The organism is Pseudomonas sp. SJZ079, from assembly GCF_007993865.1.
GTDB lineage: Bacteria > Pseudomonadota > Gammaproteobacteria > Pseudomonadales > Pseudomonadaceae > Aquipseudomonas.
In genome coordinates this window covers 266,249-287,893 of sequence record NZ_VIUH01000003.1, presented here as the reverse complement: position 1 = coordinate 287,893, position 21,645 = coordinate 266,249, and the positions used below count along the sequence as shown (strand labels likewise).

Genomic DNA, 21,645 nt, shown 5'->3' with positions numbered 1-21,645 from the left:
TCAGCGGGCGACGATGAGCGGATGACCGCGCTCTGGATGGCGTTGCACCAGCACCTGCAAGCCGAATACGGCGTGCAGCGGCTCGGCGCGCAGTACCTCCTCGGGGCTGCCCAGGGCATGGGGCCGGCCGCGGTCGAGCAACAACAGACGATCGCAGTAGCGCGCCGCCAGGTTCAGGTCATGCAGAATCAGCAAGACTGACGCGCCCTGCTCGGCGAAAGTCCGCACGGCTTGCAGGGTGGTGTGCTGATGCAAGGGATCGAGCATCGAGGTCGGTTCGTCCAACAGCAGGACCTGTCCCGCCCCGCCTGGCCAGAGTTGCGCCAATACCCGCGCCAGGTGCACGCGTTGCCGCTCACCGCCAGACAAGGCCAGGTAACTGCGCCCGGTCAAATGTGCGGCGTCCGCGGCCAGCAGCGCCTCGCGGATGATCTGCGCATCGCGCACGCGGCCACTGGCGTGGGGCAATCGGCCCATCGCCACGACAGCCTCGACAGGAAAGGCAAAACTCAGCGTCGAACTCTGCGGCAAAACCGCCAGCCGTTGCGCCCGCTCACCGCCCGGCCAATCGCTGAGCCGGCGCTGATCCAGGTAGACCTGGCCCTCAGCCGGGTGCAGTTCACCGCAGAGGGCGCCGAGCAAGGTGCTCTTGCCCGCGCCATTCGGGCCGAGCACGCCCAGCACCTGGCCCGGTTGCAGCTGCAGGTCGATCCCCGCCAGCACCGTACGCGGACCACGCTGCACCGCCAGATTCTCCGCGCGCAGCATCAGGCGCGTCCTCGCACGAGTAGGTAGAGGAAGAACGGTGCGCCGATCAACGCGGTGACAATTCCCAATGGCAACTCCGCCGGCGCCAACAGCAGACGTGCGAGCAGGTCGGCCAGCAGCAGCAGGCTTGCGCCCGCCAACGCCGACGCCGGCAACAACAGTCGGTGATCCGGACCAATCAACAGACGCATCAGATGCGGCACCACCAGGCCGATGAAGCCGATCAGCCCCGCTGCAGCTACCGCAGCCCCCACCCCGAGGGCGGTGCACAGCACCAGCTCACGCTTGATCCCCTCGACCGCAAAGCCCAAGTGGCGTGCTTCCGATTCGCCTAACAGCAGTGCATTCAGCGCCTTGGCCCGGCGCGGCAACCACAGTGCCACCGCGACCGTGACCAGCAGTAACGGCCAGAGCCGGGCATAACTGGCGCCATTGAGGCTGCCGAGGTTCCAGAAGGTCAGGGTGCGCAACGTCGCGTCGTCGGCCAGGTAGGTAAACAGGCCAATCGCCGCGCCGGCCAGGGCGGTCAGGGCGATCCCGGCCAAGAGCATGGTGGCGACACTGGTCTGGCCATCGCGGCGCCCCAGACGATAGACCAATGCAGTCACCCCGAGCCCGCCGACAAAGGCACAGAACGACAATAGATAAGGTGCAAAGGGCTCCGGCAGGCCACCCAGCGCCGCGCCTCCGACGATGGCCAGGGCCGCGCCCAGGGCCGCGCCGCTGGACACACCGACCAAGCCAGGATCGGCCAACGGGTTACGGAACAAGCCCTGCATGGCCACCCCGCATAACGCCAGCACCGCGCCCACCGTCAGACCGAGCAAACTGCGCGGCAAGCGGATTTGCCCGAGAATCAGCTCGGCCTGCTGCAATTCTGCGCCGCCCACGGGTAACCCCAGCAGGCGCAACGCCGCTTGCAGGGTATCGGCCAGCGGCAGGTTGACCGGCCCCAACGCCAGGGACAACCACAGCGCCAACGCAAGCAGTATGCCCAGAGCAATAAACAGTGAGCGCGGCTGAATAACAGGATGCATGGCGTGGACTTGGCTTCGGCAGTCAGAGGTTGGCTGGCAGGATAAGAGGCTGTGCGACAGGCTGCCAGTCAAACGACTACGCCCCGACAGCTCATGCCTCTTGGCAGTCGCTAACAGTAGAGGATAATGCGCGCCTACGTGGAGATGCCGATGATTCGTTTATGCGCTCCGGATGAGCTGACTGAAGGTCAGAGCCGGGGCTTTGTGATTGCAGAAAACAAGCTGTTTGCCGTGCGCAAGGACGGCCAGGTATACGCCTACCTGAACCGTTGCCCGCACCGTGGCATTCCTCTGGAATGGCAGCCCGACCAGTTTCTCGACGCCAGCGCCAGTCTGATCCAGTGCGCTACCCATGGCGCGCTGTTCCTGATCGATTCGGGAGAATGCGTGGCTGGGCCCTGCGCCGGGCAATCGCTCGAGGGGCTGAACTGCGAGGAAAACAGCGAAGGGATTTGGCTCCTGTAGCCCGGATGCAATCCGGGAGCGGTTTATGCAAACAAACAATGCCCTCAGATTACATCCGGGCTATAGCGCCACCTCGAGCCTGCGCGCCAGGCGAATACCTTCGGGGCTGATGTCCACGCCATAGGCCAACACCTCGACGCCGGCCATAACCGCCTCGCGCAAGGCTGCGGCATACGCGGGGTCAATCTCCTCGGCCGGGCGCACTGCGTCGATGCCGGAGAGGTTCACGCAGTACAACTGCACCGCACGCACACCCGCGCGAGCCAAGGCGGCCAGCTCACGCAAATGCTTGCTGCCGCGCTCGGTACGCGCATCGGGAAAGGCCGCGACCGTCGAATCAGCGAAGCCCAGGGTCACGCTTTTCACTTCGACGAAGGCAGGGCCGCTCGGATAGTCCAGACGAAAATCCACCCGACTGCGTTCCTGCCCATAGGGCACTTCGCGCTTAAGCCCACTAAAACCGGCCAACTCGACGATTAGCCCGGCATGCAACGCCTCCTCGACCAAGCCGTTGGCCCGCGCCGTATTGATGCAGGCCAGGCGACCGTGCGGTGTCTCGCCAATTTCCCAGGTGCCCGGCAACTTGCGTTTGGGATCACTGGAACGGCTGAACCAGACCCGCGCACCTTCGCCCATGCAATTGAGCATCGAGCCGGTATTGGCGCAATGGATGGTCAGCAACTCGCCGTTGGCGGTTTCGATATCGGCGAGGAAACGCTTGTAACGACGTAACAGACGCCCCTGCTCCAGTGGCGGATCAAAGTGCATGGGGCCGCCAGGTTTTCAGGCCACGGGCGATGCGCTCGACGGCCTGCTGCAGTCGCGCCTGACTCTGCGTGTAGGCAAACCGCACATGCTGCCCGGCCTGATGCCGACCGAAGTCCAGACCGGGAGTAAAGGCCACATGCTCGGTTTCCAGAAAATGCTGACAGAAGGCGAAGGCGTCGCCGCCAAACGCGCTGATGTCCGCATATAAATAGAAGGCGCCTTCTGGTTCTACCGCAATCTTGAAACCCAGCTCACGTAGCGCCGGCAGCAAGAAGTCGCGTCGCCGCGCAAACTCATCGCGGCGCTGCTCGAGAATCTCCAGGGTCTGCGGTTCGAAACAGGCCAGCGCGGCGTGCTGGGCCATGCTCGGCGCGCTGATATAGAGGTTCTGCGCCAGTTTCTGCAGTTCCGGCACCGCCGCGGGCGGGGCCACCAGCCAGCCGAGACGCCAGCCGGTCATGCCGAAATACTTGGAAAAGCTGTTGAGCACGAATGCCTCATCATCCACTTCCAGCACGCTGGCCGCGTCGACCCCGTAGGTCAGGCCGTGGTAGATCTCGTCGACCACCAAATGCCCCCCGCGATCTTTCAAGGCCCGCGACAGGCCAGCCAACTCATCGCGCTGCAGCAAGGTGCCGGTCGGGTTGGCTGGCGACGCGACCAGGGCGCCGACGCTATCGCGGTCCCAATGCCGTTCAACCAGTGCTGGGGTCAGCTGATAACGCACCTCCGGGCCCACCGGCACCAGCTGCGCGGCGCCTTCGATCAAGCGCAAGAAGTGGCGATTGCAGGGGTAACCCGGATCGGCCAGTAGCCAATGCTTACCCGGATCGACCAACAGGCTGGTGGCCAATAACAAGGCGCCGGAACCACCCGGGGTAATCAAAATCCGTTCAGGGTCTATGCTCAATCGATAACGTTGCGCATAGAAGCCGGCAATCGCCTCGCGCAGGGCCGGAATACCCTGCGCTGCCGTATAGCGCGTATGTCCTGCAGCCAGGGCAGCCTGGCCGGCCGCGACGATAGGCGCCGCGGTGGTGAAATCCGGCTCACCGATTTCCAGGTGAATCACATCACAGCCATCGGCCTGCAACTGGTTGGCGCGGGCGAGCAAGGCCATGACGTGAAAGGGTTCGATGGCGCGGCTGCGGGCACTGTAAGGCTGGGCCATGGTCTTGCCTTTATAGAGTTGAGGCGCGGATTCTAACCAACGTCTCGGCGAAACGTCAGCAACCTCGACAACCGGGAGTGGCGCGGCTTGAGTTGTTCTGGTAAGTTCGCCCGCTTGCAGTCGCAGGGCCGTTTTATAACCGGCAATGGACATCATCCTGCGCAGTGGATTAGAGAATGTGAGAGGCGGTCATCCATGCCCACCAAAGCAAAAGCAAAAAGCAGTCAACTGATTCGTGGCTTCGAACCCTACAAAGAAGGCAAGGGCGAGGAGTACATGAGTGAGCCGATGCGCGCCCACTTCACCAGCATCCTCAATACCTGGAAGCTGGAATTGATGCAGGAAGTCGACCGTACCGTGCACCACATGCAGGACGAAGCGGCCAACTTCCCCGACCCGGCCGACCGTGCCAGCCAGGAAGAAGAGTTCAGCCTGGAGCTGCGTGCCCGTGATCGCGAGCGCAAGCTGATCAAAAAGATCGACGAGACCCTGCAGTTGATCGAAGACAACGATTACGGCTGGTGTGATTCCTGTGGCGTCGAGATCGGCATCCGCCGTCTGGAAGCGCGCCCCACCGCGACACTGTGCATCGACTGCAAGACCCTGGCGGAAATCAGGGAAAAGCAAGTCGGGTCCTGACCCGATTACGGGGCGCTTAGGCGCCCCGTGTTGTTTCTGCTGCACTATCGCCGACGCCCCGAAACCTCTCCCCGGCAACTGGCTCACCCTCGCCCAGATGAACGCCCCCAGCTACATTGGTCGCTTCGCCCCCACCCCCAGTGGTTACCTGCACTTCGGCTCCCTGGTCGCAGCCCTCGCCTCCTACCTCGACGCGCGCGCCGTGGGCGGGCGCTGGCTGCTGCGCATGGAAGACCTCGATCCGCCGCGCGAAGTCCCCGGTGCACAAGATGCGATTCTCAAGACCCTGGAAACCTACGGTTTCGAGTGGGACGGCGAGCTGGTTCGGCAGAGCGAACGGCATGCCGAGTACGCCGCCCTGATCGAGCGCCTTGTCGACCAGGGCCTGGCCTATGCCTGCACCTGCTCACGCAAGCAGCTGGAGGGCTATCAGGGCATCTACCCCGGTTTCTGCCGCGATGCCGGACATGCCACGCAGGATGCGGCCATTCGTCTGCGCGTGCCCAACGTGGCCTATCACTTCAACGACCGCGTGCAGGGCGAGTACCGCCAGCACCTGAGCCAGGAAGTCGGCGACTTCGTGATTCGCCGCCGCGACGGGCTGTTCGCCTATCAACTGGCGGTGGTACTCGACGATGCCTGGCAAGGTATCACCGACGTGGTCCGCGGCGCCGACCTGCTCGATTCAACCCCGCGCCAACTGTACCTGCAAGAGCTGCTCGGCCTGCCACAACCGCGCTACCTGCACGTACCGCTGATCCTCCAGCCGGATGGGCATAAGCTGGGCAAGTCCTACCGTTCACCGCCGCTGCCGGCGGACCAGGCCACTGCGCTGCTGATCCGCGGCCTGCATACACTGGGGCAACGGGTGCCCAGCGAGCTTGAGGAGGCCCGCGCGCCTGAGCTGTTGAGCTGGGCCGCTCGGCACTGGAACGCCGAGCTGATTCCCTGCCGGCGCACCCTGGACGAGGCGCAACTGCGCTGAGCGTTGAGCTGTAGCCGCAAGCAATCCGGGAAAACCATCTCCCGGACGTGACGCCCCCCGGACTCCATCCGGGCTACTTTGCGGTGTCTCGACAGGGGCCAGTTACCTTATCCTTGCGCCCATTACTCATTCAACTCACTCACAGGACCCTGCCAATGAACGCTCAGCTCGAAGAACTGATCAGCAAGATAAGCTCGGGCTGCATGGGGCCGGATGAAATAGCCCGCATCGCCGAGGAAGCCACCCAAGCCTATGCCGACCCACTGGCGTTTCTCACGGCCAATCCGGATATCAACTACGACGACAGCTTCCCCATCCCGCTCGGCGAATGGGTGATCGTCGGCAGCCTGCCGGACACCGTGCTGTTCCAGGCCGACAACTACGCCGAGCTGTTCCAGCAGATAGTCGACTCCTTCGGCCCGGGCGTACCCTTCAACATCAAGCCCAAACAGCTGCAGAAAGTTGAACCACTGAAGGCACTGAACCGCATCCAGGTGCAGCTCAGCAGCATGAGCCCGGAGACCCAGGGCTATGTACTGCTGGATTTCAGCGAGCCGCTGGATGACGAGCTGCAAGCCGTGCTGGTGTACAGCAGCGACCTGCCGCGCGTCATGGAGCTGTGCGTCGAAGTGGGGATTTACGCAGTACCAGCTTACGAGGCGTTGAAGGCTGCGCTAGCGGCGGCAAACGAATAGCTGCACAGGTAGCCGACCGCCAACTCCAGCCGCAATCACTCGATCGGCAATGCTCCGCACCTGCAATTCGTAGTGCTGCTGGTGAATCAGGCGCGCTTAGGTTATTCCGGCCCCAGACGGGACAGACTAGTCGCCTTGGGGAGGCCGCCACGGCTCTACAATTCTCCGCGCAGCGCTTTCTCGAACAACTGGCTGTATTGCGCCGCAGTGAAAGTAGTCGGATTGGTGCCCGCCGAGGGATCGACCTCAGCCATCTTGCCAACCTGCTCGATGCGCCTGTCGTCGATGCCGATCTCGCCCAGGCTATGCGGGATACCCACCTCGCTACGCAGCTCCAGCACCCAGTCGAGCACCCCGGCGAAGCCTGGTTTTTTCAGGCCCAGGTAGCGCGCAAGTTTTTCCATCTGCGCTTCGATGCTGGCCTTATTGGCCTGCAACACGTAGGGCATCAGCACCGCGTTGAGCAGCCCGTGGTGGGCGTCGTACAAGGCGCCGAGCGGATGCGCCAGGGCGTGCATGGCGCCCAGGCCGCGCTGGAAGGCGGTGGCACCCATGCTCGAGGCCACCAGCATCTGCAGGCGCGCCTCGACATCCGCGCCCTTGGCCACTGCGCGCGGCAGGTACTGCTGCACCAGGCGCATGCCTTCCAGCGCGATGCCTTCGGCCATGGGGTGGAACAGTGGCGAGCAATACGCCTCCAAACTGTGCGACAGCGCGTCCATGCCGGTGGCGGCAGTGATCTTGGCCGGCAGACCGAGGGTCAGCTGCGGGTCGAGAATCACCAGGGCCGGGAGCATGCGGGCGTGGAAGATGATGCGTTTGATGTGCGCCACCTCGTCGGTGATCACCGAGGCGCGGCCGACTTCCGAGCCGGTACCGGCGGTGGTCGGCACCGCCACCACCGGCGCCATGCCGGCGACATTGACCCGCAGGTAGTTGTCACCGATGTCCTCGAAATCCCACAGGGGGCGGTCCTGCCCGGCCATCAGGGCGATGGCCTTGCCGGCGTCCAGCGCCGAACCACCGCCGAAGGCGATCACCCCGTCGTGGCCGCCGTCCTTGAAGGCGGCAACGCCGTCCATCACGTTCTGCCCGGTGGGGTTGCCCTTGATCGCCGAGAACAGCCCGGCCTTGAGGCCATCGTCACGGCACTGCAGCAGGGCGTGATCGATCATCGACAGGCCGGCCAGGCCGGGGTCGGTGACCAGCAGGGGCGCGCGCATGCCCAACTCGCGACAGGCGGCTGGCAGTTCGACGATGCGTCCCGCGCCGACACGGATCGCGGTCGGGTAGTTCCAGTTCATGCGGTAGTGGTTCAGGTCCATGACGCGCCTCACAGCTGAGTCTTGAAGTGGAAGGATTTCGGCCGGGTCAGGTGCTCGTAGCCGACACTCGACAGGCTGCAACCATGCCCGGAGTTCTTCACCCCGGTCCAGGCCAGCGCCGGATCGAGGTAGTCGCAGCGGTTGAGGAACACCGTGCCGGCCTCGACCCGGTCGGCCAGGGCCAGTGCGGCCTCGACATCGCGACTGAAAATCGCGGCGGTGAGGCCGAACTCGCTGTCGTTCATCAACGCCAGCGCCTCCTCATCGTCCTTGACCTTCTGGATGCCGACCACTGGGCCAAAGGATTCCTCGGTCATCACCCGCATGCCATGGTGTACGCCGCTCAGTACCTGCGGCGCCAGGTAGGGGGTGCCGGGTTTGTCCAGGGCGAAGGTTGCCGCGTCGATATGGGCGGTGGCACCCTGAGCCACGGCCTCGGCGATCTGCCGACGGACGAAGTCGGCCGCCTCGCTGCGCACCAAGGGGCCCAGAGTAGTCTCGGGGTCGTCGGAGCGGCCCAGTTGGTATTGTTTGACCAGGGCCACCGCCTGCTCGACGAAGGTGTCGTACAGCGTCTCGTGCACGTAGATGCGCTCGATGCCGCAGCAGGACTGCCCGGAGTTGAAGAAGGCGCCATCGATGCTGGTCTCCACCGCATGGGCGAGATCGGCATCGGCGCGCACGTAGGCCGGGTCCTTGCCGCCCAGTTCCAGTCCCGTGCCGATGAAGCGCCCCGCCGCTGCGCGTTCGACCATGGCGCCGCCCGGCACCGAGCCGGTGAACGCCACATGCTGCACCGCCGGGGCCTTGATCAGTTGCTCGGTATCGGCATGACTGAGGTGCAGGTACTGAAACACCCCGTCCGGCAGCCCCGCCTCGGCGAAGGCCTCAACCATGTGCTCGGCGCACAGGGGCGTCTGCGCCGAATGCTTGAGCAATACCGCGTTGCCGGCCAGCAGCGCCGGCAGCACGGCATTCACCGCGGTCAAGTAAGGGTAATTCCAGGGTGCGATAACCAGGGCCACGCCCAGCGGCTCGCGGCGGATAAAACGGATGAAGCCGGGCTTGGCCGGCAGCTGGATATCGGCCAGGGCACTCTCGGCGATATCCGCCATATGGCTGGCGCGCTCGACAAAGCCACGGACCTCGCCGGCGGCGTAGCGGATCGGCCGGCCCATCATCCAGCACAGCTCTTCGGCCAGTTGGCTTTCCTTGGCGGCGAAGGCGGCAATGGCCTTGCGCGCGATGGCGACACGCTCGGCCAGCGGGGTGTGCTTCCAGACTTTCTGCGCCTGCTCGGCCCTGGTCAGGGCCGCCTCTATTTCGCTGGCCGAAGCCAGGGGACGCTCGACATACACCGAGCCGTCGATGGGGGAAATGCACTGCAATTGCTTGCTCATTGCTCGCTCCGTAGAAGCCTGTGCCGATAGACACGTAGCCCGGATGCAATACGGGATGGGGTCGAGCCGCCCCCCGGATTGCATCCGGGCTACAAGAAGGGACGTGCGTGACTCAGATGATTTCGAAGTAGCGATCCAACTCCCAATCGCTGACATGCCGACGGTATTCACGTTCCTCCCATTCGCGGCTGGCGGCGAAATGTTCGACGAACGGATCACCGAACAACTCACGCGCCGCCTTGGAAGCCTTCAGCCGCTGCGCCGCATCCCACAGGGTGCGCGGCAGGGCCAACTCTTCGGGATGCTTCTGCGCATAGGCGTTACCGACCACCGGATCGGTCGGCTCCCACTTCTGCATGATGCCGTACAGGCCAGACGCCAAGGCCACCGACAGGGCCAGGTAGGGATTGCCGTCCGCCGCCCCCAGGCGGTACTCCTGGCGCTGCGACTTGTCGCTGCCGGGAATCACCCGTAGCGCGGCGGTACGGTTTTCCACGCCCCAAGTGGCGTCGGTCGGTGCCCAGAAGCCCGGAATCATGCGCCGGTAGCTGTTCAGGGTGGGCGCCACCATGCACAGGAACTCGGGCATCAGGCGCTGCTGGCCGGCGAGAAAGTGCCGCTGAATCTGGCTCATGTTGTGCGGTTGGCCGGGGTCGTAGAAGGCCGACTTGTTGCTGGCACGGTCGCGCAGGGAAACGTGTATATGCCCGCTCTGCCCCGGATAGGCGCCCGACCACTTGGCCATGAAAGTGGCCATCAGGCCGTTGCGCTGGGCCAGCACCTTCATGAAGGTCTTGAACAAGGCGCCCTTGTCCGCCGCCGCTTCGGCATGATCGTAGGCAATCGCGGCCTCCAGCACACCCGGCCCGGTCTCGGTGTGCAGCCCCTCGATGGGAAAGTCCATGCGCTCGGCCATCTCGAGAATCTCGTGATACAGCTCGGCGTGCACCGAACTGCGGATGGTCGAGTAGCCGAACCAGCCCGGAGTGAAGGGTTTGAGGTTGCGATAACCCTTTTCGCGCACCGACTCCGGGGTTTCATCGAAGATGAAGAACTCATACTCCAGCGCCGCATAGGCGTCGAAGCCCATCGCCTGACAGCGCTCGATCACCCGGCGCAGCGTGCCGCGCGGACAGACTTTCTCGGCCTGCTGATCGAACTCGCAGATAAACAGCAACATGCCGTTCTCGAAGGGGATATCCCGGCAGGTATGCGCAAGCACCCGCACCGGTGCGTCCGGGTAACCGGTGTGCCAGCCGGTATAGCTGGCATTGTCATACAGCTGGTCCTTGACGTCCCAGCCCAGCACCACGTCGCAGAAGGCGAAGCCGTGCTCCAGGGCGGAGAAGAACTTGCTGCGGCTGAGGTATTTGCCGCGCATCACCCCATCGTTATCGAAGACGCCCACCTTGATGTGGCTAAGACCGCGCTCTTCGACGATGCGTTTAGCGTCCTCGATGGTTTTAACATCCCGCGGATTGAGCATATGCACCCCTGTTTATTGTTATGGCCGACCTCCGCTGTCGGCGATGTCAGTCGACTAAGCCTTGCCTGATGCCGATGGCCAACCGGGTCGCGGCCACCGACCGCTCCGCAGCCCGAGCCACGCGCTAGCGCACGCAGCACAGAGAGCCGCGATCAGGGCAGCCCACACCGGTCTCAATAGCGGTATGGCGGGCCGGCTTTGGCCATCAGGGCGTTGTACTTCTTGAAGATCTCCACCACTTTGGCGCTGCGTGGGCTGGCCTTGGCGATCTCGTCCCAGAACTTGTGCGCCTCGTCCTCGACGGTGGCCCATTCCGCGTCGGGAATGGTGGTGAGCTGCAGCTTGCCGCCCTCGACCCGCAACTGCGCCTCGCCGCCCCAGTACCAGTGCTGGCGGTAATAGTGGGAGCTGTCCATGCACAGTTTGAACAGGGTCTGCAGGTGCGCAGGCACCTCGGCCCACTTCTCCGAGTTGGCGAAGTAGGAGCCGATCCAGGCGCCGGAAATGTTGTTAGTGAGGAAGTACTTGGTGACGTTGGCCCAGCCGACGGTGTAGTCCTCGGTGATGCCCGACCAGGTGATGCCGTCCAGTTCGCCGGTCTGCACCGCCACCTCGACGTCCTCCCAGGGCAGGGTCACCGGGATCACGCCGAAACGAGCAAGGAACTTGCCTGCGGTGGGAAAGGTGAAGATGCGTTTGCCCTTGAGGTCAGCCAGGCTCTTGATCGGCTCGACCGTGGCGAAATGGCAGGGGTCCCAGGCCCCGGCACCGAGCCAGGTAACGCCCTCGACCTCGCCGTAGGCCTCTTCCCAGATTTGCCGCAAGCCGTACTTCTCGAATAGCACCGGCACATCCAGGCTGTAACGGGTGGCGAAGGGGAAGTAACCGCCGAATACCGAGACGTCCACCGGCGCGGCGATCGAGTCGTCGTCGCTCTGCACCGCGTCGATGGTGCCGCGCTGCATGGCGCGGAACAGCTCACCAGTCGGCACCAGTTGATCGGCGAAGTACAACTGGATCTCCATCTCACCGTTGGCCGCCTTGTTGAAGGCATCGATGGACGGCTTGATCACATGCTCGGCCAGAGCCGGGCCCGCATAGGTCTGCAGGCGCCAGGTGATCTTCTTCGGCTCGGCGGCGTAGATGTGCGCCGAACCCAGAGCCGTAGCACTAACCGCCCCGGTGGTAACCGCAGCCGTCTTGAGGAAATCGCGTCTCGTACTCATGCTGTTATCTCCATTGATGTCGATTCAGATGTCATACAACCGCATAGCACTACTGCGACCCAGCCAGGTCGGTGCAGCGTTTTCAGGTGGATGGGCCTGCCCATCCTCGACAGCGGATCAATTGCCCACTGGCGTTCCCGAATTTTCTCGTTCAGCGCGCGTAGTGCCACTGGGGCAACCACAGCGCCAGCTGCGGGAAAATCATCACCAGCACCAGCGCGAGGATCATCACCAGCACGAAGGGGGTGACCGAAACGTAGATGTCCCTCAGCGTCACCTCGGGTGGCGCCATGGCGCGCATGAGGAACAGGTTGTAGCCGAAGGGCGGAGTCATGTAGGCGATCTGGCAGGTGATGGTGTAGAGCACGCCGTACCAGATCAGGTCGAAGCCCAGGGCGCCGACCAGGGGGATGTACAGCGGCGCGACGATCACCAGCATGGCGGTGTCGTCGAGGAACATGCCCATGATGATGAACGACAGCTGCATCATGATCAGCACCTGCCAGGGCCCCAGGCCCAGACGGTCGACGAAGAAGCCTTCGATCGCCTTGACCGCGCCGAGGCCATCGAACACCGCGCCAAAGCACAAGGCGGCGAGGATGATCCACATAAACATGCAGGTGATGCCGAGCGTCTTGCGCAGGGTCTCTTCCATCACCTCACGGTTCAACCGGCCTTTGACCAAGGCCGTAAAGGTCGCCGCCGCCGCGCCGACCGCCGAGCTCTCGACCAGGCTGGTGATACCCATGAGGAACAGCCCGGTCATGCAGAAGAAAATAAACAGCGGGGCGATGCCGGCCTTGAGCAGGCGCAGTTTCTCGACCCAGCCGATCTGCTGGCGCTCCTCTTCGGGCAGGGCAGGCCCCAACGCCGGGTTCAGACGGCAACGGATGACGATATAGAGCACGAACATGCTCGCCATCATCAGCCCGGGAAAGACCCCGGCCAGCCACAGTTGGCCCACCGGCTGGCGAGCGATCATGCCGTATAGCACCAGCACCACGCTGGGCGGAATCAGGATGCCCAGGGAGCTGCCGGCCTGGATCACCCCAGTGACCATGATCTTGTCGTAACCGCGGCGCAGTAGCTCCGGCAAGGCGATGCTGGCGCCAATGGCCATGCCGGCCACGCTCAGGCCGTTCATCGCCGAGATCACCACCATCAGGGCGATGGTGCCAATGGCCAAGCCACCGTGCAGCGGTCCCATCCACACGTGGAACATGCGGTAGAGGTCTTCGGCCAGCCCGGACTCGGAGAGCATGTAGCCCATGAACACAAACATCGGCAGGGTCAACAGCGGGTACCACTTCATCAACTTCATCGCGGCGTTGAAGGCCACTTCCGAACCGCCGTCACCCCACAGCAGCAAGGCGGCGGCTACCGCGACGAAACCAATGGCACCGAACACCCGCTTGCCGGTGAGCAGCAGCAACATCATGGTAGAGAACATCAGCAGCGCGATGAGTTCGTAACTCATTACAGCGGTTCTCCGCGTGCCGTGGCGAGATCCTTGAAGAAAGTGGCGATCGACTGCAGCAGCATCAGCGCCACGCCGACGGTCATGATGATCTTGATCGGCGCCATCTGCGGCGACCAGGCCGAGTAGCTGGTTTCGCCGTACTGCAGGGCATAGTGGGTCGAGGAGATTCCGCCGTAGAGCAGGAATACCAGGTAAAAGATCAGGAAACCGACGGTGATGGCGTCCATGATCGCGCTGGTGCGCGGCGACCAGCGACTGTAGAACAGGTCCATGCGCACATGGGCATCCAGCTGCATGGAGTAGCCGCCGCCGAGGAGAAAGTAGGCAACCATCAGGAACTGAGCGGTTTCCAGGGTCCAGATCGCCGGGTCGGCGAAGGTCTTGCTGATCGAGGAGTAAAGCAGCACACCCAGCATGACGAAGATCAGGTACATGGCGAACCGACCGATGATCCGGTTCATCGCATCCACTGCTCGGACAAACACCCTTATGGCTTTTGGCATGCCAATTCCCGCGAAATAGTCGCTATCTCATCAGACTAGCCGAAGATTCGCTAAAGCCAACTCGCCCAGGCCCCTACCCCGCAGCGCTGCTAGCGCATCGCGACCAGGACCATTGGTCAGCCAATAACCGGACCGTTAAGTCGGGGGAGGTACAGCACGGTCTCTTAATCGGCGCGAACCGCACACCGGCCTAAGCTTGCACTTGAGGGCCGCGTCTACAGCCCGACATCGTGCAGGCGCCGAGCATGCTCGACGAACAGGCGCACCGGTTCGGCGCCCTTGCCGACCAGGCCGAAACTCTGATTGATGATGTCGAAATGATCCAACGGCAAGTCGTCGGCAATCACCTTTCCCAGGTGCGAGCTATAGCGGCCGACCATGCCATCGCAGTGTCCCGCCTCGCGGCGAAAGGTGCGGGCGAACAACCGACAGGCGAGATTCGGCCCATCCAGGCGGTTGCCGCCACGATTGGTGATCCCCGGTTGCAAGGTGCCGGACCAGGAGTAATAGCGCACCCCATTGACCTCCTCCGCGCCTTCGCCGCCCCAGGTTTCGGGCAGACCTTGTGGATAGTTTGCGTTGAACGCGGTGACTCCGGCGGTGGTCAGCGATTGCTGCGCGGCGGCCACATCCATGGGCAGGCGCGGCCCTTTATAAGCGCTTTCCAGCCAGGCCATGCAACGCGCCACGCCGCGCAACAAGGCGCTCAGGAGTTTCTCGCGCAGGCTGCCATGCGGCGCCCAACGCTGGAGAAAATCGGCCAACTCCGAGCCATGATTGGGCCCGGCCAGCGAGGTCACCGAGGCCACCCACTGCGGTTTCAGCGCCGCCGCATAGCGGGCACTCAACGCGCCCTGGCTATGCCCGATCAGGTGCACCTTGTCGGCGCCGGTTTCCTGCAAGACCTGGGCGATACGCTCAAGCAACTGCTCGCCACGCACCTCGCTGGAATGCACCGAGGACACCAGCACGGGAAACACCTTGGCGCCCTGCCGGCGCAGCGCCGAGACGATGCCGAACCAATAGGGGTAGCCGAGCAGGCGGATGAACCCCAGCAGTCCCGGCACCAGCACCAGGGGGTATCGCGGTGTCGCGGAGTTGGACATGAGGGAGCATCCCTGTTCGACAAGCAGTTGAGTGAGCGACGCGGGCAAACATGTCGGCAGCCGCAAATGACATGGTTAACCATAGCGCAGAACCGACCAAGACCCCTGATATAGAGAGGTTTGCCCGACCATCAAAGGGGTCGATGGGTACTATCGAGCCACTCAACTTCTTATCCTCCGCCAAGTCCCTAGTATTGCCTCCTGTAGCCATTGAGCCCCCACCTGGAGGAGCCGACATGAAACGCCAATTCCTTATCAGCCTGAGCCTGAGCCTGCTCGCCGCCAACGCCTTCGCGCTGCCGAACCACACGCCGCAACCTCTGCTCGGTGAGGTGAGAGACAGCCAGCCGGAAATTCAGCTGCAAGATCGCCACGTAGCCGAAGGCGGCGCCGAGCGTCTGCTGGAGCAGCGCTTGCATACTGCGCAGAACGGTGCGGCGCGCACGCCTGGGCAAAAGCACCTGCATGTGGCCGAAGGCGGTGCCGAGCGGCTACTGGAGCAACTCCAGGTCGGCTGAAGCAGGACGCAAGCGCTCTGCCGCTAGACCACCAGGAGCATCCATAACGGCAGCGTCAGCGCCGCCAGTACGGTGGATAGAAACACCGCCGAGCTGACGCTACGGGTGTCTTCCGGAGCTTTTGCGAAGGCCAGGACATTGACCCCGCTGGGGCAGGCGGCCAGCAATACCAGCACGCCCCGCGCTTCGTCGTTCAGCCCGGGCAGTTGTTGGCTCAGCCACCAGACCATGGCCGGGAACAGCACCAGCTTGGCCAGGGCCAGGCCCAGTACCATGCGCCCAGGGCGCAGCCGGTAGCGTGACAGGCTGACGCCCAGCACGATCAAGGCGCAGGGCAGCGCCGCCTGGGCCAGCCAGGTGAACATGCGCCACAGCGGCTCCGGCACACTCACCCCCGAGACGTTGAGCAACGCGCCAAGCAGCAGACCGATGATCATCGGGTTGGCCAGGTTCTTCAGCAGCCCCCTCGCATCGACGCGTTCCGGGCTACCGAAGGCGGCGTAGAAGCTATGCAGGGAGAACAGCGTGAGGCTGTGAAACACCAGGATGGCGAACACATACACCAGCCCTGCCGAGCCCATCAGGGTCGTCACCAGCGGAATGCCGACTAGTACATTATTGGAATAGGCCGCGACCAGCCCCAACGGTGTGGCCGTGCCGCGCTGCCGGTGGGCGATCAGGTTGACCAGGCCAAACACCAGCAGTACCGGCAGGTAGTAGGCAAGCAGCAGCATCGGCGACAGGCCGTCGGCCAGGGGCGCCTTGGCGATACCGGCAAACAGCAAGGTCGGCATGAACAGCTTGAAGGTGATGTTGGCCAAGCCCACCGCCGACTCGGCGCTCAGCCACTGACGCCAACCCAGTAGGTAGCCCAGCAGCACCAACGCAAAGATCGGCAGAATCGCCTGAACAGCTACCATCAATGGAGAGGCTCCTGAACCACGCAACGTAAAGTGCAAACGCCGCCCGCTGGGGCGTGCTTGTGAGGGCGCAAGTGTATGCGCGCGCCCACCGAAATACGACTCGCCCCATGCACGTTGCGGACACTGCCTACCGGCTTTTGCGGTTCCAATAAGCTGTAGCCCGGCCAGGCTCGCCACAAGGGAAGACACCATGTACATGCGAACCCTGAGTGTTGCCGGTGTGCTGACGGCGCTGGCCGGGTGTGCCGGCCAGGCAGAGAACCCGATCGACTACCTGACCTATCGCGACGAACCCTTGGTCCAGGAAGTGGCTCTAGACATGAACAAACAGCACGTCCTGGAAATCGCCGGCCCCCCGTCCAGCGAGGAACCGCGCACGGTCAGCCCCGGCACCTGCAATAACTACATTCTCAATAAGGAAGGTCGGCAGCAGGCCTATTACGTCAGCTTCAACTCGGCGGGCCGCGTCGATGGCAAAGGTTTTATCAGTTGTCAGCAGATGGAGAAAAACGAACGCGCGCGCGCTCATGCGCCGGTCTTCGACCGGGGTGGAGGTTATTGAGGCGGACAAGCCAGCCGCTTGTCGTGGCTGCTTCCCGTGAGCCAGCGGTGCGCTGGCGTGCAGCTGAAGCACCGCTAGCACTCAAACGGTGCATCAGGAGCCGTGGCGCACCAAATAAACCTGAGCAGCGCCTCATTTTCGTCACCCTCTGCGCCCCAGGCCCGCGTCTCTCGACGTTAGCGCAGGTTGGCAAGCCCCTTGCTCTGTTCCCGGCATTGAGCTGCCGGAAACTGCCCCATGCTGGTGATCCACCAACGTATCCCCGCCCAGGACCACTGCGACGCCGAGCTCGAACTGAGCTTCGAAGCCCGCAGTAAAAGCCGCCTGCGCTGCTTCACTCGCCAAGGCGAAGAGGTCGGCCTGTTCCTCGAACGTGGCCAGGCACCGCTGCACGACGGCGAATGCCTGCAGGCCGAGGACGGCCGCGTGGTCCGCGTGTGCGCCCGCGCCGAAACGCTGTTGCACGTCACCTGCAGCAACGCCTTCGAGCTGACCCGCGCCGCCTATCACCTGGGCAACCGCCACGTGGCCCTGCAACTGGGTGAAGGCTGGCTGCGCCTGCCCGACGACTACGTGCTGCAGACCATGCTCGAACAACTGGGCGCCACGGTAGAGCGGATCGAAGCGCCCTATCAACCCGAGCACGGCGCCTACGGCGGCGGTCATCACCACTCCCATGCTGGCGATGCCGAGTTCAGCTATGCGCCGCGCCTGCATCAGTTCGGGGTGCGCAAGTGAGGTCCGCGCGGGCCTTGCTGCACCCGGCCAACCTACGGTTGCCGCATGGTCTGCCGACTACGGTGCGGCTGACACCGCGTCGTACCGCCATTCGCTCGGTGCCCGCCGATGAATAAAGCATGGGCCTTACTCAGGCTGGCCAGCCCTCATTTGACGAATAGTCTGTCGGCTACGGTGCGGCTGACACCGCGTCGTACTGCCATTCGCGCGGTGGCCGCCGATGAATAAAGCATGGGCCTTGCTCAGGCTCGCCAGCCCACAGCTGCCTATCGGTGGCTACAGCTATTCGCAGGGGCTGGAGATGGCGGTCGAGCAAGGCCTGGTCCACGACCCAGCAAGCGCCAGACGCTGGATCGCCGATCAACTGTTGCTGAATCTCGCGCGCTTCGAGGCGCCCTTGCTGCTGGCACACTGCACAGCGGCCGCCAACGCCGACTGGGCGGCCCTGAAAGCCCTGGCCGAGCAGCAGCGCGCCAGCCGCGAGACCCGCGAATTGCACCAGGAAAGCCGGCAGATGGGCTACTCGCTGGCGCAACTGCTGGCAGACCTGCCGGAGCTGGACGACGCGTCGCGCGAACTGCTCGCTACCCTCGAGACACCCGGCCTGGCCGTAACTTGGGCGCTGGCCGCCCGGGCCTGGCAGATCGAGTCGCCGGATGCCCTCGCCGCCTGGCTCTGGGGCTGGCTGGAAAACCAATTGGCGGTGCTGATGAAAACCCTGCCACTCGGTCAGCAGGCCGCGCAGCGCCTGACTTCGCAACTGCTACCCGCACTCGAACAGGCGCAGCAGCAGAGCCTTCAGCTACGCCCCGAACACTGGGGCAGCGCCGCGTTCGGCCTGACGCTGACGAGCATGGCCCATGAACGCCAATACAGCCGTTTATTCCGCTCTTGATAAGGAACACTCAACGATGAACAGCCAACCCCTGCGTGTCGGCATCGGCGGCCCGGTCGGTTCCGGCAAAACGGCGCTGACCCTGGCGCTGTGCCTGGCCCTGCGCGAGCGCTACAACCTGGCCGTGGTAACCAACGACATCTACACCCAGGAAGACGCTCAGTTCCTGGTGCGCAACGAGGCCCTGCCGCCGGAGCGGATCATCGGCGTGGAAACCGGCGGTTGCCCGCATACCGCGATACGCGAGGACGCCTCGATCAACCTGGAGGCGGTCGATCAACTCAACCGGCGCTTTCCCGGCCTCGACCTGATCCTGATCGAGTCTGGCGGCGACAACCTGTCCGCCACCTTCAGCCCGGAACTGTCCGACCTGACCCTCTATGTGATCGACGTATCGGCCGGCGACAAGCTGCCGCGCAAGGGCGGCCCGGGCATCTGCAAATCCGACCTGCTGGTGATCAACAAGATCGACCTGGCGCCCCTGGTCGGTGCCTCACTGCAGGTGATGGAACGCGACACCCTGAAGATGCGCGGCGACAAACCCTTCGTCTTCAGTAATCAGAAAATCGGCCAGGGCCTCGATCAAGTCATCGCCTTCATCGAACGCCACGGCATGCTCAACCCTGCCTGATCGCGGCGCGCAACAGCCAGCGCGCACCCGTTTAGCCGGACAACAACGGACAACCAGGAGCCCCACCATGACTCGCCACAAATCCCTCTTCGCCCTCGCCCTGCTGCTCAGTCCAACCCTGGCATTCGCCCACAGCGGGCATGACCACGCAGGCCTGCTGGCCGGCTTGAGCCACCCACTGCTCGGCCTCGATCACCTGCTGGCGATGGTCGCCGTGGGCCTGTGGGCCGCGCAACAGTCGGGCGCCGCACGCTGGACGTTACCGCTGACCTTTGTCGCCAGCATGCTGGTCGGTGGCGTGCTGGGCCTCGGCGGCGCAGGCATGCCGTTGCTGGAAGGGGCAATCGCCGCCTCGGTCTTGGCCTTCGGCCTGCTGGTCGCTGTCGCGGCGCGATTGCCGATGGCTGCCTCGCTCGGCCTGACCGGCCTGTTCGCACTCAGCCACGGCCTCGCCCATGGCCTGGAGCTGCCGGCACAGGCCAATCCATGGGCCTACGCCAGCGGCTTCCTGATCGCCACCGCGGGCCTGCACGCCGCCGGTTACGCGCTGGTACGCAGCCTGCCGCACAGCGTAGCGCCCCTGGTGCGCCTGGCTGGCATCATCGCGGCCGCGGCCGGTGTTTGCTTGTTGGCCAGCTAATGGGGCAGCCAGGGCGCTGCAGGCGACACCGCACGGTGTCCGTAACGCCCTGTCCTCAATGGTCTGCTGCCTGACACCATTCGCCGCTCGCCCGACAGCCGTCGATTTGCCATAGTCCAAGCATTGACTACGTCCGATCCCTGAACGCTTGGAATCCGCCATGCTGCGCCTCATTCGCTTCCTGTTCGCCCCATTGCTGTTGATCGTCATCGTGCTGTCCGTACTGGCGCTGACCAGCCGGCCAACAGCGCCACCCCTGGTGCTCAGCGCATTCGGTGGCCAGCCCCTGGTGATCGCCCACCGTGGCGGCAGAGGGCTATGGCCGGAGAACAGCCTGTTCGCCTTCGAACGTGCCAGCGCCCTCGGCGTGGACATGCTGGAGATGGACCTGCAACTGTCCAGCGATGGTCAGTTGGTGGTGATGCATGACACCAGCCTGGAGCGCACCACCAACGGCGAAGGCGCCGTCGCCGCGTACAACCTGGAGCAACTGCAAGCCCTGGACGCCGGCTACCGCTGGACCGCCGACGGCGGCGAAAGCTACCCCTATCGCGGCCAGGGCATCCGCATCCCGAGTTTCGCCGAAGTGCTCGAACGTCTGCCGAACATGCCCAAGGTGATCGAGATCAAAGTGCCGGATGTCGGCATGGAGGCCCAACTGTGTGCAGTGCTCAGCGCCAATGACCAACGTGAGCGGGTGATAGTCGGCAGCTTCTATGAACGCAGCCTGCAACTGTTTCGCGAGCAATGCCCAGGAGTCGCCACCGCTGCCGGGCCCACCTCGGTGCGCATGCTGGTGGCGCTCAACTGGCTAGGTTTGGGCAGCCTGCTCTCGCCCTCCTACCAGGCGCTGCAAATTCCCGAACAACACAGCGGCCTGCGCATCGCCAGCGCTGCATTGCTGCAGACCGCCCAGGCGCGCGGGCTGAACGTGCAGCTGTGGACGATCAATGAACAACCGGCCATGCGCCGCCTGCTCGATCTCGGCGCCCAGGGCCTGATCACTGACTACCCGGACCGCGCCCTGCAGTTGCTCGGCCGCTCGACCCGGATCAGCGCACTGAGCGATTGAGCCCACAGGACTGAGATTGAGCAAATAACCAGCAACCCCGGCCACGCCTTAGCGGGCCTGGCTTAGGCGTATGCACACGCAGCTTATCCACAGATAACTCCACAGCCAAACTGGATAACTATTCGACCCAGGACCTGGCTTGCGGCCAAAACGTTGAAATAACTTGATTATTTCTTGACTCAGAGCCGTTTGACAGGGCCCAAAAGAGCCCAGCGATGCATTGATCAATAATTGACCAATACCCGCAAAGCCTTGACTAGCGGGGCTCCCAGCAAGGCTTACCGTAGTTACCCACAGCCCTACCCACAGCAGCCGGGGACAACTTCCGCGGAGCGGCACGCTGCTGAAAAAATCGACTAACTCTCTGTTTTTAAGATAAAAACAACACTGATCAAAAAACACTCAGGCAGTACAAAAAGCCCCACGACAAGGCCTGCACAGCTCTACTCCCACCTTATCCACAGTTCGCTCCACAGTCTTTGTGGGCAACTCTGCATAGCGATAGCCTCCCCCTACAGGGCAGCTGCTCGGCAACAGCCTACGGGTGAACACCCACAGGCTTTCCCCTGCCGCCCCTTGCCTCTTGGCAGCGGTCCAGGTTCGAGTGTGATT

23 protein-coding genes are annotated in these 21,645 nt (G+C 63.6%); 11 read left to right on the top strand and 12 right to left on the bottom strand.

Annotated features, from left to right (window positions below; genetic code table 11):
- Together FBY03_RS05430 and FBY03_RS05425 are read right to left on the bottom strand one after the other, a co-directional pair.
- Entirely contained in the window at positions 1-768 is a 768-nt protein-coding gene (locus FBY03_RS05430) for a heme ABC transporter ATP-binding protein (RefSeq protein ID WP_147171171.1), read from the bottom strand.
- Positions 768-1,805: an iron ABC transporter permease gene (locus FBY03_RS05425; RefSeq protein ID WP_147171170.1), complete on the bottom strand. Its 1,038-nt coding sequence runs from the start codon at positions 1,803-1,805 to the stop codon at positions 768-770. Before FBY03_RS05425 ends, FBY03_RS05430 begins: the two co-directional genes overlap by 1 nt.
- A 150-nt stretch (positions 1,806-1,955) precedes the next feature.
- On the opposite strand from FBY03_RS05425, the gene FBY03_RS05420 reads away from it, so the two are divergent.
- Positions 1,956-2,270: a Rieske (2Fe-2S) protein gene (locus tag FBY03_RS05420; protein ID WP_147171169.1), complete on the top strand. Its 315-nt coding sequence runs from the start codon at positions 1,956-1,958 to the stop codon at positions 2,268-2,270.
- A gap of 60 nt (positions 2,271-2,330) precedes the next feature.
- Here FBY03_RS05420 and sfsA read toward each other — a convergent pair whose 3' ends face one another.
- Positions 2,331-3,038, bottom strand: a complete 708-nt coding sequence (sfsA, locus tag FBY03_RS05415) for a DNA/RNA nuclease SfsA (RefSeq protein WP_147171168.1) — start codon at positions 3,036-3,038, stop codon at positions 2,331-2,333.
- Positions 3,028-4,209, bottom strand: coding sequence for a pyridoxal phosphate-dependent aminotransferase (locus FBY03_RS05410; protein WP_147171167.1), 1,182 nt, complete (start codon positions 4,207-4,209; stop codon positions 3,028-3,030). Before FBY03_RS05410 ends, sfsA begins: the two co-directional genes overlap by 11 nt.
- Positions 4,210-4,404: 195 nt before the next feature.
- Between FBY03_RS05410 and dksA the strand changes: the two genes are divergently transcribed.
- From dksA to FBY03_RS05395, 3 genes are all read left to right on the top strand, one after another.
- Positions 4,405-4,848, top strand: coding sequence for an RNA polymerase-binding protein DksA (dksA, locus tag FBY03_RS05405; RefSeq protein WP_025164746.1), 444 nt, complete (start codon positions 4,405-4,407; stop codon positions 4,846-4,848).
- 97 nt (positions 4,849-4,945) lie between these two features.
- Positions 4,946-5,833 carry a tRNA glutamyl-Q(34) synthetase GluQRS gene (gene gluQRS / locus FBY03_RS05400; RefSeq protein ID WP_147171166.1) on the top strand — a complete coding sequence of 296 codons (888 nt, stop codon included), beginning with the start codon at positions 4,946-4,948 and terminating at the stop codon, positions 5,831-5,833.
- 155 nt (positions 5,834-5,988) lie between these two features.
- Complete coding sequence (locus tag FBY03_RS05395) at positions 5,989-6,528, top strand: hypothetical protein (RefSeq protein WP_147171165.1); 540 nt, start codon at positions 5,989-5,991, stop codon at positions 6,526-6,528.
- Between the two features lie 155 nt (positions 6,529-6,683).
- Here the strand turns inward: FBY03_RS05395 and FBY03_RS05390 are convergent, their stop codons facing one another.
- The 7 genes from FBY03_RS05390 to FBY03_RS05360 form a co-directional block, all read right to left on the bottom strand.
- On the bottom strand, positions 6,684-7,853 hold the full coding sequence (locus tag FBY03_RS05390) for an iron-containing alcohol dehydrogenase (RefSeq protein ID WP_147171164.1): 1,170 nt from the start codon (positions 7,851-7,853) through the stop codon (positions 6,684-6,686).
- Between the two features lie 8 nt (positions 7,854-7,861).
- Complete coding sequence (locus FBY03_RS05385; RefSeq protein WP_147171163.1) at positions 7,862-9,253, bottom strand: aldehyde dehydrogenase family protein; 1,392 nt, start codon at positions 9,251-9,253, stop codon at positions 7,862-7,864.
- A 112-nt stretch (positions 9,254-9,365) separates the two neighbouring features.
- On the bottom strand, positions 9,366-10,739 hold the full coding sequence (locus FBY03_RS05380) for a glutamine synthetase family protein (protein ID WP_147171162.1): 1,374 nt from the start codon (positions 10,737-10,739) through the stop codon (positions 9,366-9,368).
- A gap of 173 nt (positions 10,740-10,912) precedes the next feature.
- A complete protein-coding gene (gene dctP / locus FBY03_RS05375; protein WP_147171161.1) occupies positions 10,913-11,965 on the bottom strand; it encodes a TRAP transporter substrate-binding protein DctP in 1,053 nt (350 codons plus the stop codon).
- Between the two features lie 151 nt (positions 11,966-12,116).
- Positions 12,117-13,442: a TRAP transporter large permease subunit gene (locus FBY03_RS05370; RefSeq protein ID WP_147171160.1), complete on the bottom strand. Its 1,326-nt coding sequence runs from the start codon at positions 13,440-13,442 to the stop codon at positions 12,117-12,119.
- The gene (locus FBY03_RS05365; protein ID WP_147171159.1) at positions 13,442-13,948 is read right to left on the bottom strand and encodes a TRAP transporter small permease subunit; all 507 of its coding nucleotides are present in this window, start codon (positions 13,946-13,948) and stop codon (positions 13,442-13,444) included. Before FBY03_RS05365 ends, FBY03_RS05370 begins: the two co-directional genes overlap by 1 nt.
- A 215-nt stretch (positions 13,949-14,163) precedes the next feature.
- A complete protein-coding gene (locus FBY03_RS05360) occupies positions 14,164-15,054 on the bottom strand; it encodes a triacylglycerol lipase (protein WP_147171158.1) in 891 nt (296 codons plus the stop codon).
- Positions 15,055-15,290: 236 nt separating this feature from the next.
- Between FBY03_RS05360 and FBY03_RS05355 the strand changes: the two genes are divergently transcribed.
- Complete coding sequence (locus FBY03_RS05355) at positions 15,291-15,572, top strand: hypothetical protein (RefSeq protein ID WP_147171157.1); 282 nt, start codon at positions 15,291-15,293, stop codon at positions 15,570-15,572.
- A gap of 23 nt (positions 15,573-15,595) precedes the next feature.
- On the opposite strand, the gene FBY03_RS05350 is transcribed toward FBY03_RS05355, so the two are convergent.
- Positions 15,596-16,492, bottom strand: a complete 897-nt coding sequence (locus FBY03_RS05350) for an AEC family transporter (RefSeq protein WP_147171156.1) — start codon at positions 16,490-16,492, stop codon at positions 15,596-15,598.
- 193 nt (positions 16,493-16,685) lie between these two features.
- Here FBY03_RS05350 and osmE point away from each other — a divergent pair, with 193 nt between their 5' ends.
- From osmE to FBY03_RS05320, 6 genes are all read left to right on the top strand, one after another.
- Positions 16,686-17,057, top strand: coding sequence for an osmotically-inducible lipoprotein OsmE (gene osmE / locus FBY03_RS05345; RefSeq protein ID WP_147171155.1), 372 nt, complete (start codon positions 16,686-16,688; stop codon positions 17,055-17,057).
- 237 nt (positions 17,058-17,294) lie between these two features.
- Entirely contained in the window at positions 17,295-17,795 is a 501-nt protein-coding gene (ureE, locus tag FBY03_RS05340) for an urease accessory protein UreE (protein WP_147171154.1), read from the top strand.
- A 220-nt stretch (positions 17,796-18,015) separates the two neighbouring features.
- Positions 18,016-18,690 (top strand): urease accessory protein UreF, encoded by a 675-nt coding sequence (locus FBY03_RS05335; RefSeq protein ID WP_147171153.1) that lies wholly within the window; start codon positions 18,016-18,018, stop codon positions 18,688-18,690.
- 16 nt (positions 18,691-18,706) lie between these two features.
- Entirely contained in the window at positions 18,707-19,321 is a 615-nt protein-coding gene (gene ureG / locus FBY03_RS05330; protein WP_147171152.1) for an urease accessory protein UreG, read from the top strand.
- A gap of 67 nt (positions 19,322-19,388) precedes the next feature.
- Positions 19,389-19,961 carry a HupE/UreJ family protein gene (locus tag FBY03_RS05325; RefSeq protein WP_147171151.1) on the top strand — a complete coding sequence of 191 codons (573 nt, stop codon included), beginning with the start codon at positions 19,389-19,391 and terminating at the stop codon, positions 19,959-19,961.
- Between the two features lie 160 nt (positions 19,962-20,121).
- Positions 20,122-21,033: a glycerophosphodiester phosphodiesterase gene (locus FBY03_RS05320; protein ID WP_147171150.1), complete on the top strand. Its 912-nt coding sequence runs from the start codon at positions 20,122-20,124 to the stop codon at positions 21,031-21,033.
- Positions 21,034-21,645: the final 612 nt, after the last annotated feature.

Excerpts from the sequence above, each read along its gene's own strand:
- ureG (WP_147171152.1), top strand. The coding sequence starts at position 18,707 with ATGAACAGCCAACCCCTGCGTGTCGGCATCGGCGGCCCGGTCGGTTCC.
- dctP (WP_147171161.1), bottom strand. The coding sequence starts at position 11,965 with ATGAGTACGAGACGCGATTTCCTCAAGACGGCTGCGGTTACCACCGGG.
- FBY03_RS05385 (WP_147171163.1), bottom strand. The coding sequence starts at position 9,253 with ATGAGCAAGCAATTGCAGTGCATTTCCCCCATCGACGGCTCGGTGTAT.
- FBY03_RS05380 (WP_147171162.1), bottom strand. The coding sequence starts at position 10,739 with ATGCTCAATCCGCGGGATGTTAAAACCATCGAGGACGCTAAACGCATC.
- FBY03_RS05320 (WP_147171150.1), top strand. The coding sequence starts at position 20,122 with ATGCTGCGCCTCATTCGCTTCCTGTTCGCCCCATTGCTGTTGATCGTC.
- FBY03_RS05325 (WP_147171151.1), top strand. The coding sequence starts at position 19,389 with ATGACTCGCCACAAATCCCTCTTCGCCCTCGCCCTGCTGCTCAGTCCA.
- FBY03_RS05335 (WP_147171153.1), top strand. The coding sequence starts at position 18,016 with ATGAATAAAGCATGGGCCTTGCTCAGGCTCGCCAGCCCACAGCTGCCT.
- osmE (WP_147171155.1), top strand. The coding sequence starts at position 16,686 with ATGTACATGCGAACCCTGAGTGTTGCCGGTGTGCTGACGGCGCTGGCC.
- FBY03_RS05420 (WP_147171169.1), top strand. The coding sequence starts at position 1,956 with ATGATTCGTTTATGCGCTCCGGATGAGCTGACTGAAGGTCAGAGCCGG.
- dksA (WP_025164746.1), top strand. The coding sequence starts at position 4,405 with ATGCCCACCAAAGCAAAAGCAAAAAGCAGTCAACTGATTCGTGGCTTC.
- FBY03_RS05395 (WP_147171165.1), top strand. The coding sequence starts at position 5,989 with ATGAACGCTCAGCTCGAAGAACTGATCAGCAAGATAAGCTCGGGCTGC.
- FBY03_RS05355 (WP_147171157.1), top strand. The coding sequence starts at position 15,291 with ATGAAACGCCAATTCCTTATCAGCCTGAGCCTGAGCCTGCTCGCCGCC.
- FBY03_RS05360 (WP_147171158.1), bottom strand. The coding sequence starts at position 15,054 with ATGTCCAACTCCGCGACACCGCGATACCCCCTGGTGCTGGTGCCGGGA.
- gluQRS (WP_147171166.1), top strand. The coding sequence starts at position 4,946 with ATGAACGCCCCCAGCTACATTGGTCGCTTCGCCCCCACCCCCAGTGGT.
- FBY03_RS05410 (WP_147171167.1), bottom strand. The coding sequence starts at position 4,209 with ATGGCCCAGCCTTACAGTGCCCGCAGCCGCGCCATCGAACCCTTTCAC.
- FBY03_RS05430 (WP_147171171.1), bottom strand. The coding sequence starts at position 768 with ATGCTGCGCGCGGAGAATCTGGCGGTGCAGCGTGGTCCGCGTACGGTG.
- FBY03_RS05370 (WP_147171160.1), bottom strand. The coding sequence starts at position 13,442 with ATGAGTTACGAACTCATCGCGCTGCTGATGTTCTCTACCATGATGTTG.
- FBY03_RS05390 (WP_147171164.1), bottom strand. The coding sequence starts at position 7,853 with ATGGACCTGAACCACTACCGCATGAACTGGAACTACCCGACCGCGATC.
- ureE (WP_147171154.1), top strand. The coding sequence starts at position 17,295 with ATGCTGGTGATCCACCAACGTATCCCCGCCCAGGACCACTGCGACGCC.
- FBY03_RS05425 (WP_147171170.1), bottom strand. The coding sequence starts at position 1,805 with ATGCATCCTGTTATTCAGCCGCGCTCACTGTTTATTGCTCTGGGCATA.
- FBY03_RS05350 (WP_147171156.1), bottom strand. The coding sequence starts at position 16,492 with ATGGTAGCTGTTCAGGCGATTCTGCCGATCTTTGCGTTGGTGCTGCTG.
- sfsA (WP_147171168.1), bottom strand. The coding sequence starts at position 3,038 with ATGCACTTTGATCCGCCACTGGAGCAGGGGCGTCTGTTACGTCGTTAC.
- FBY03_RS05365 (WP_147171159.1), bottom strand. The coding sequence starts at position 13,948 with ATGCCAAAAGCCATAAGGGTGTTTGTCCGAGCAGTGGATGCGATGAAC.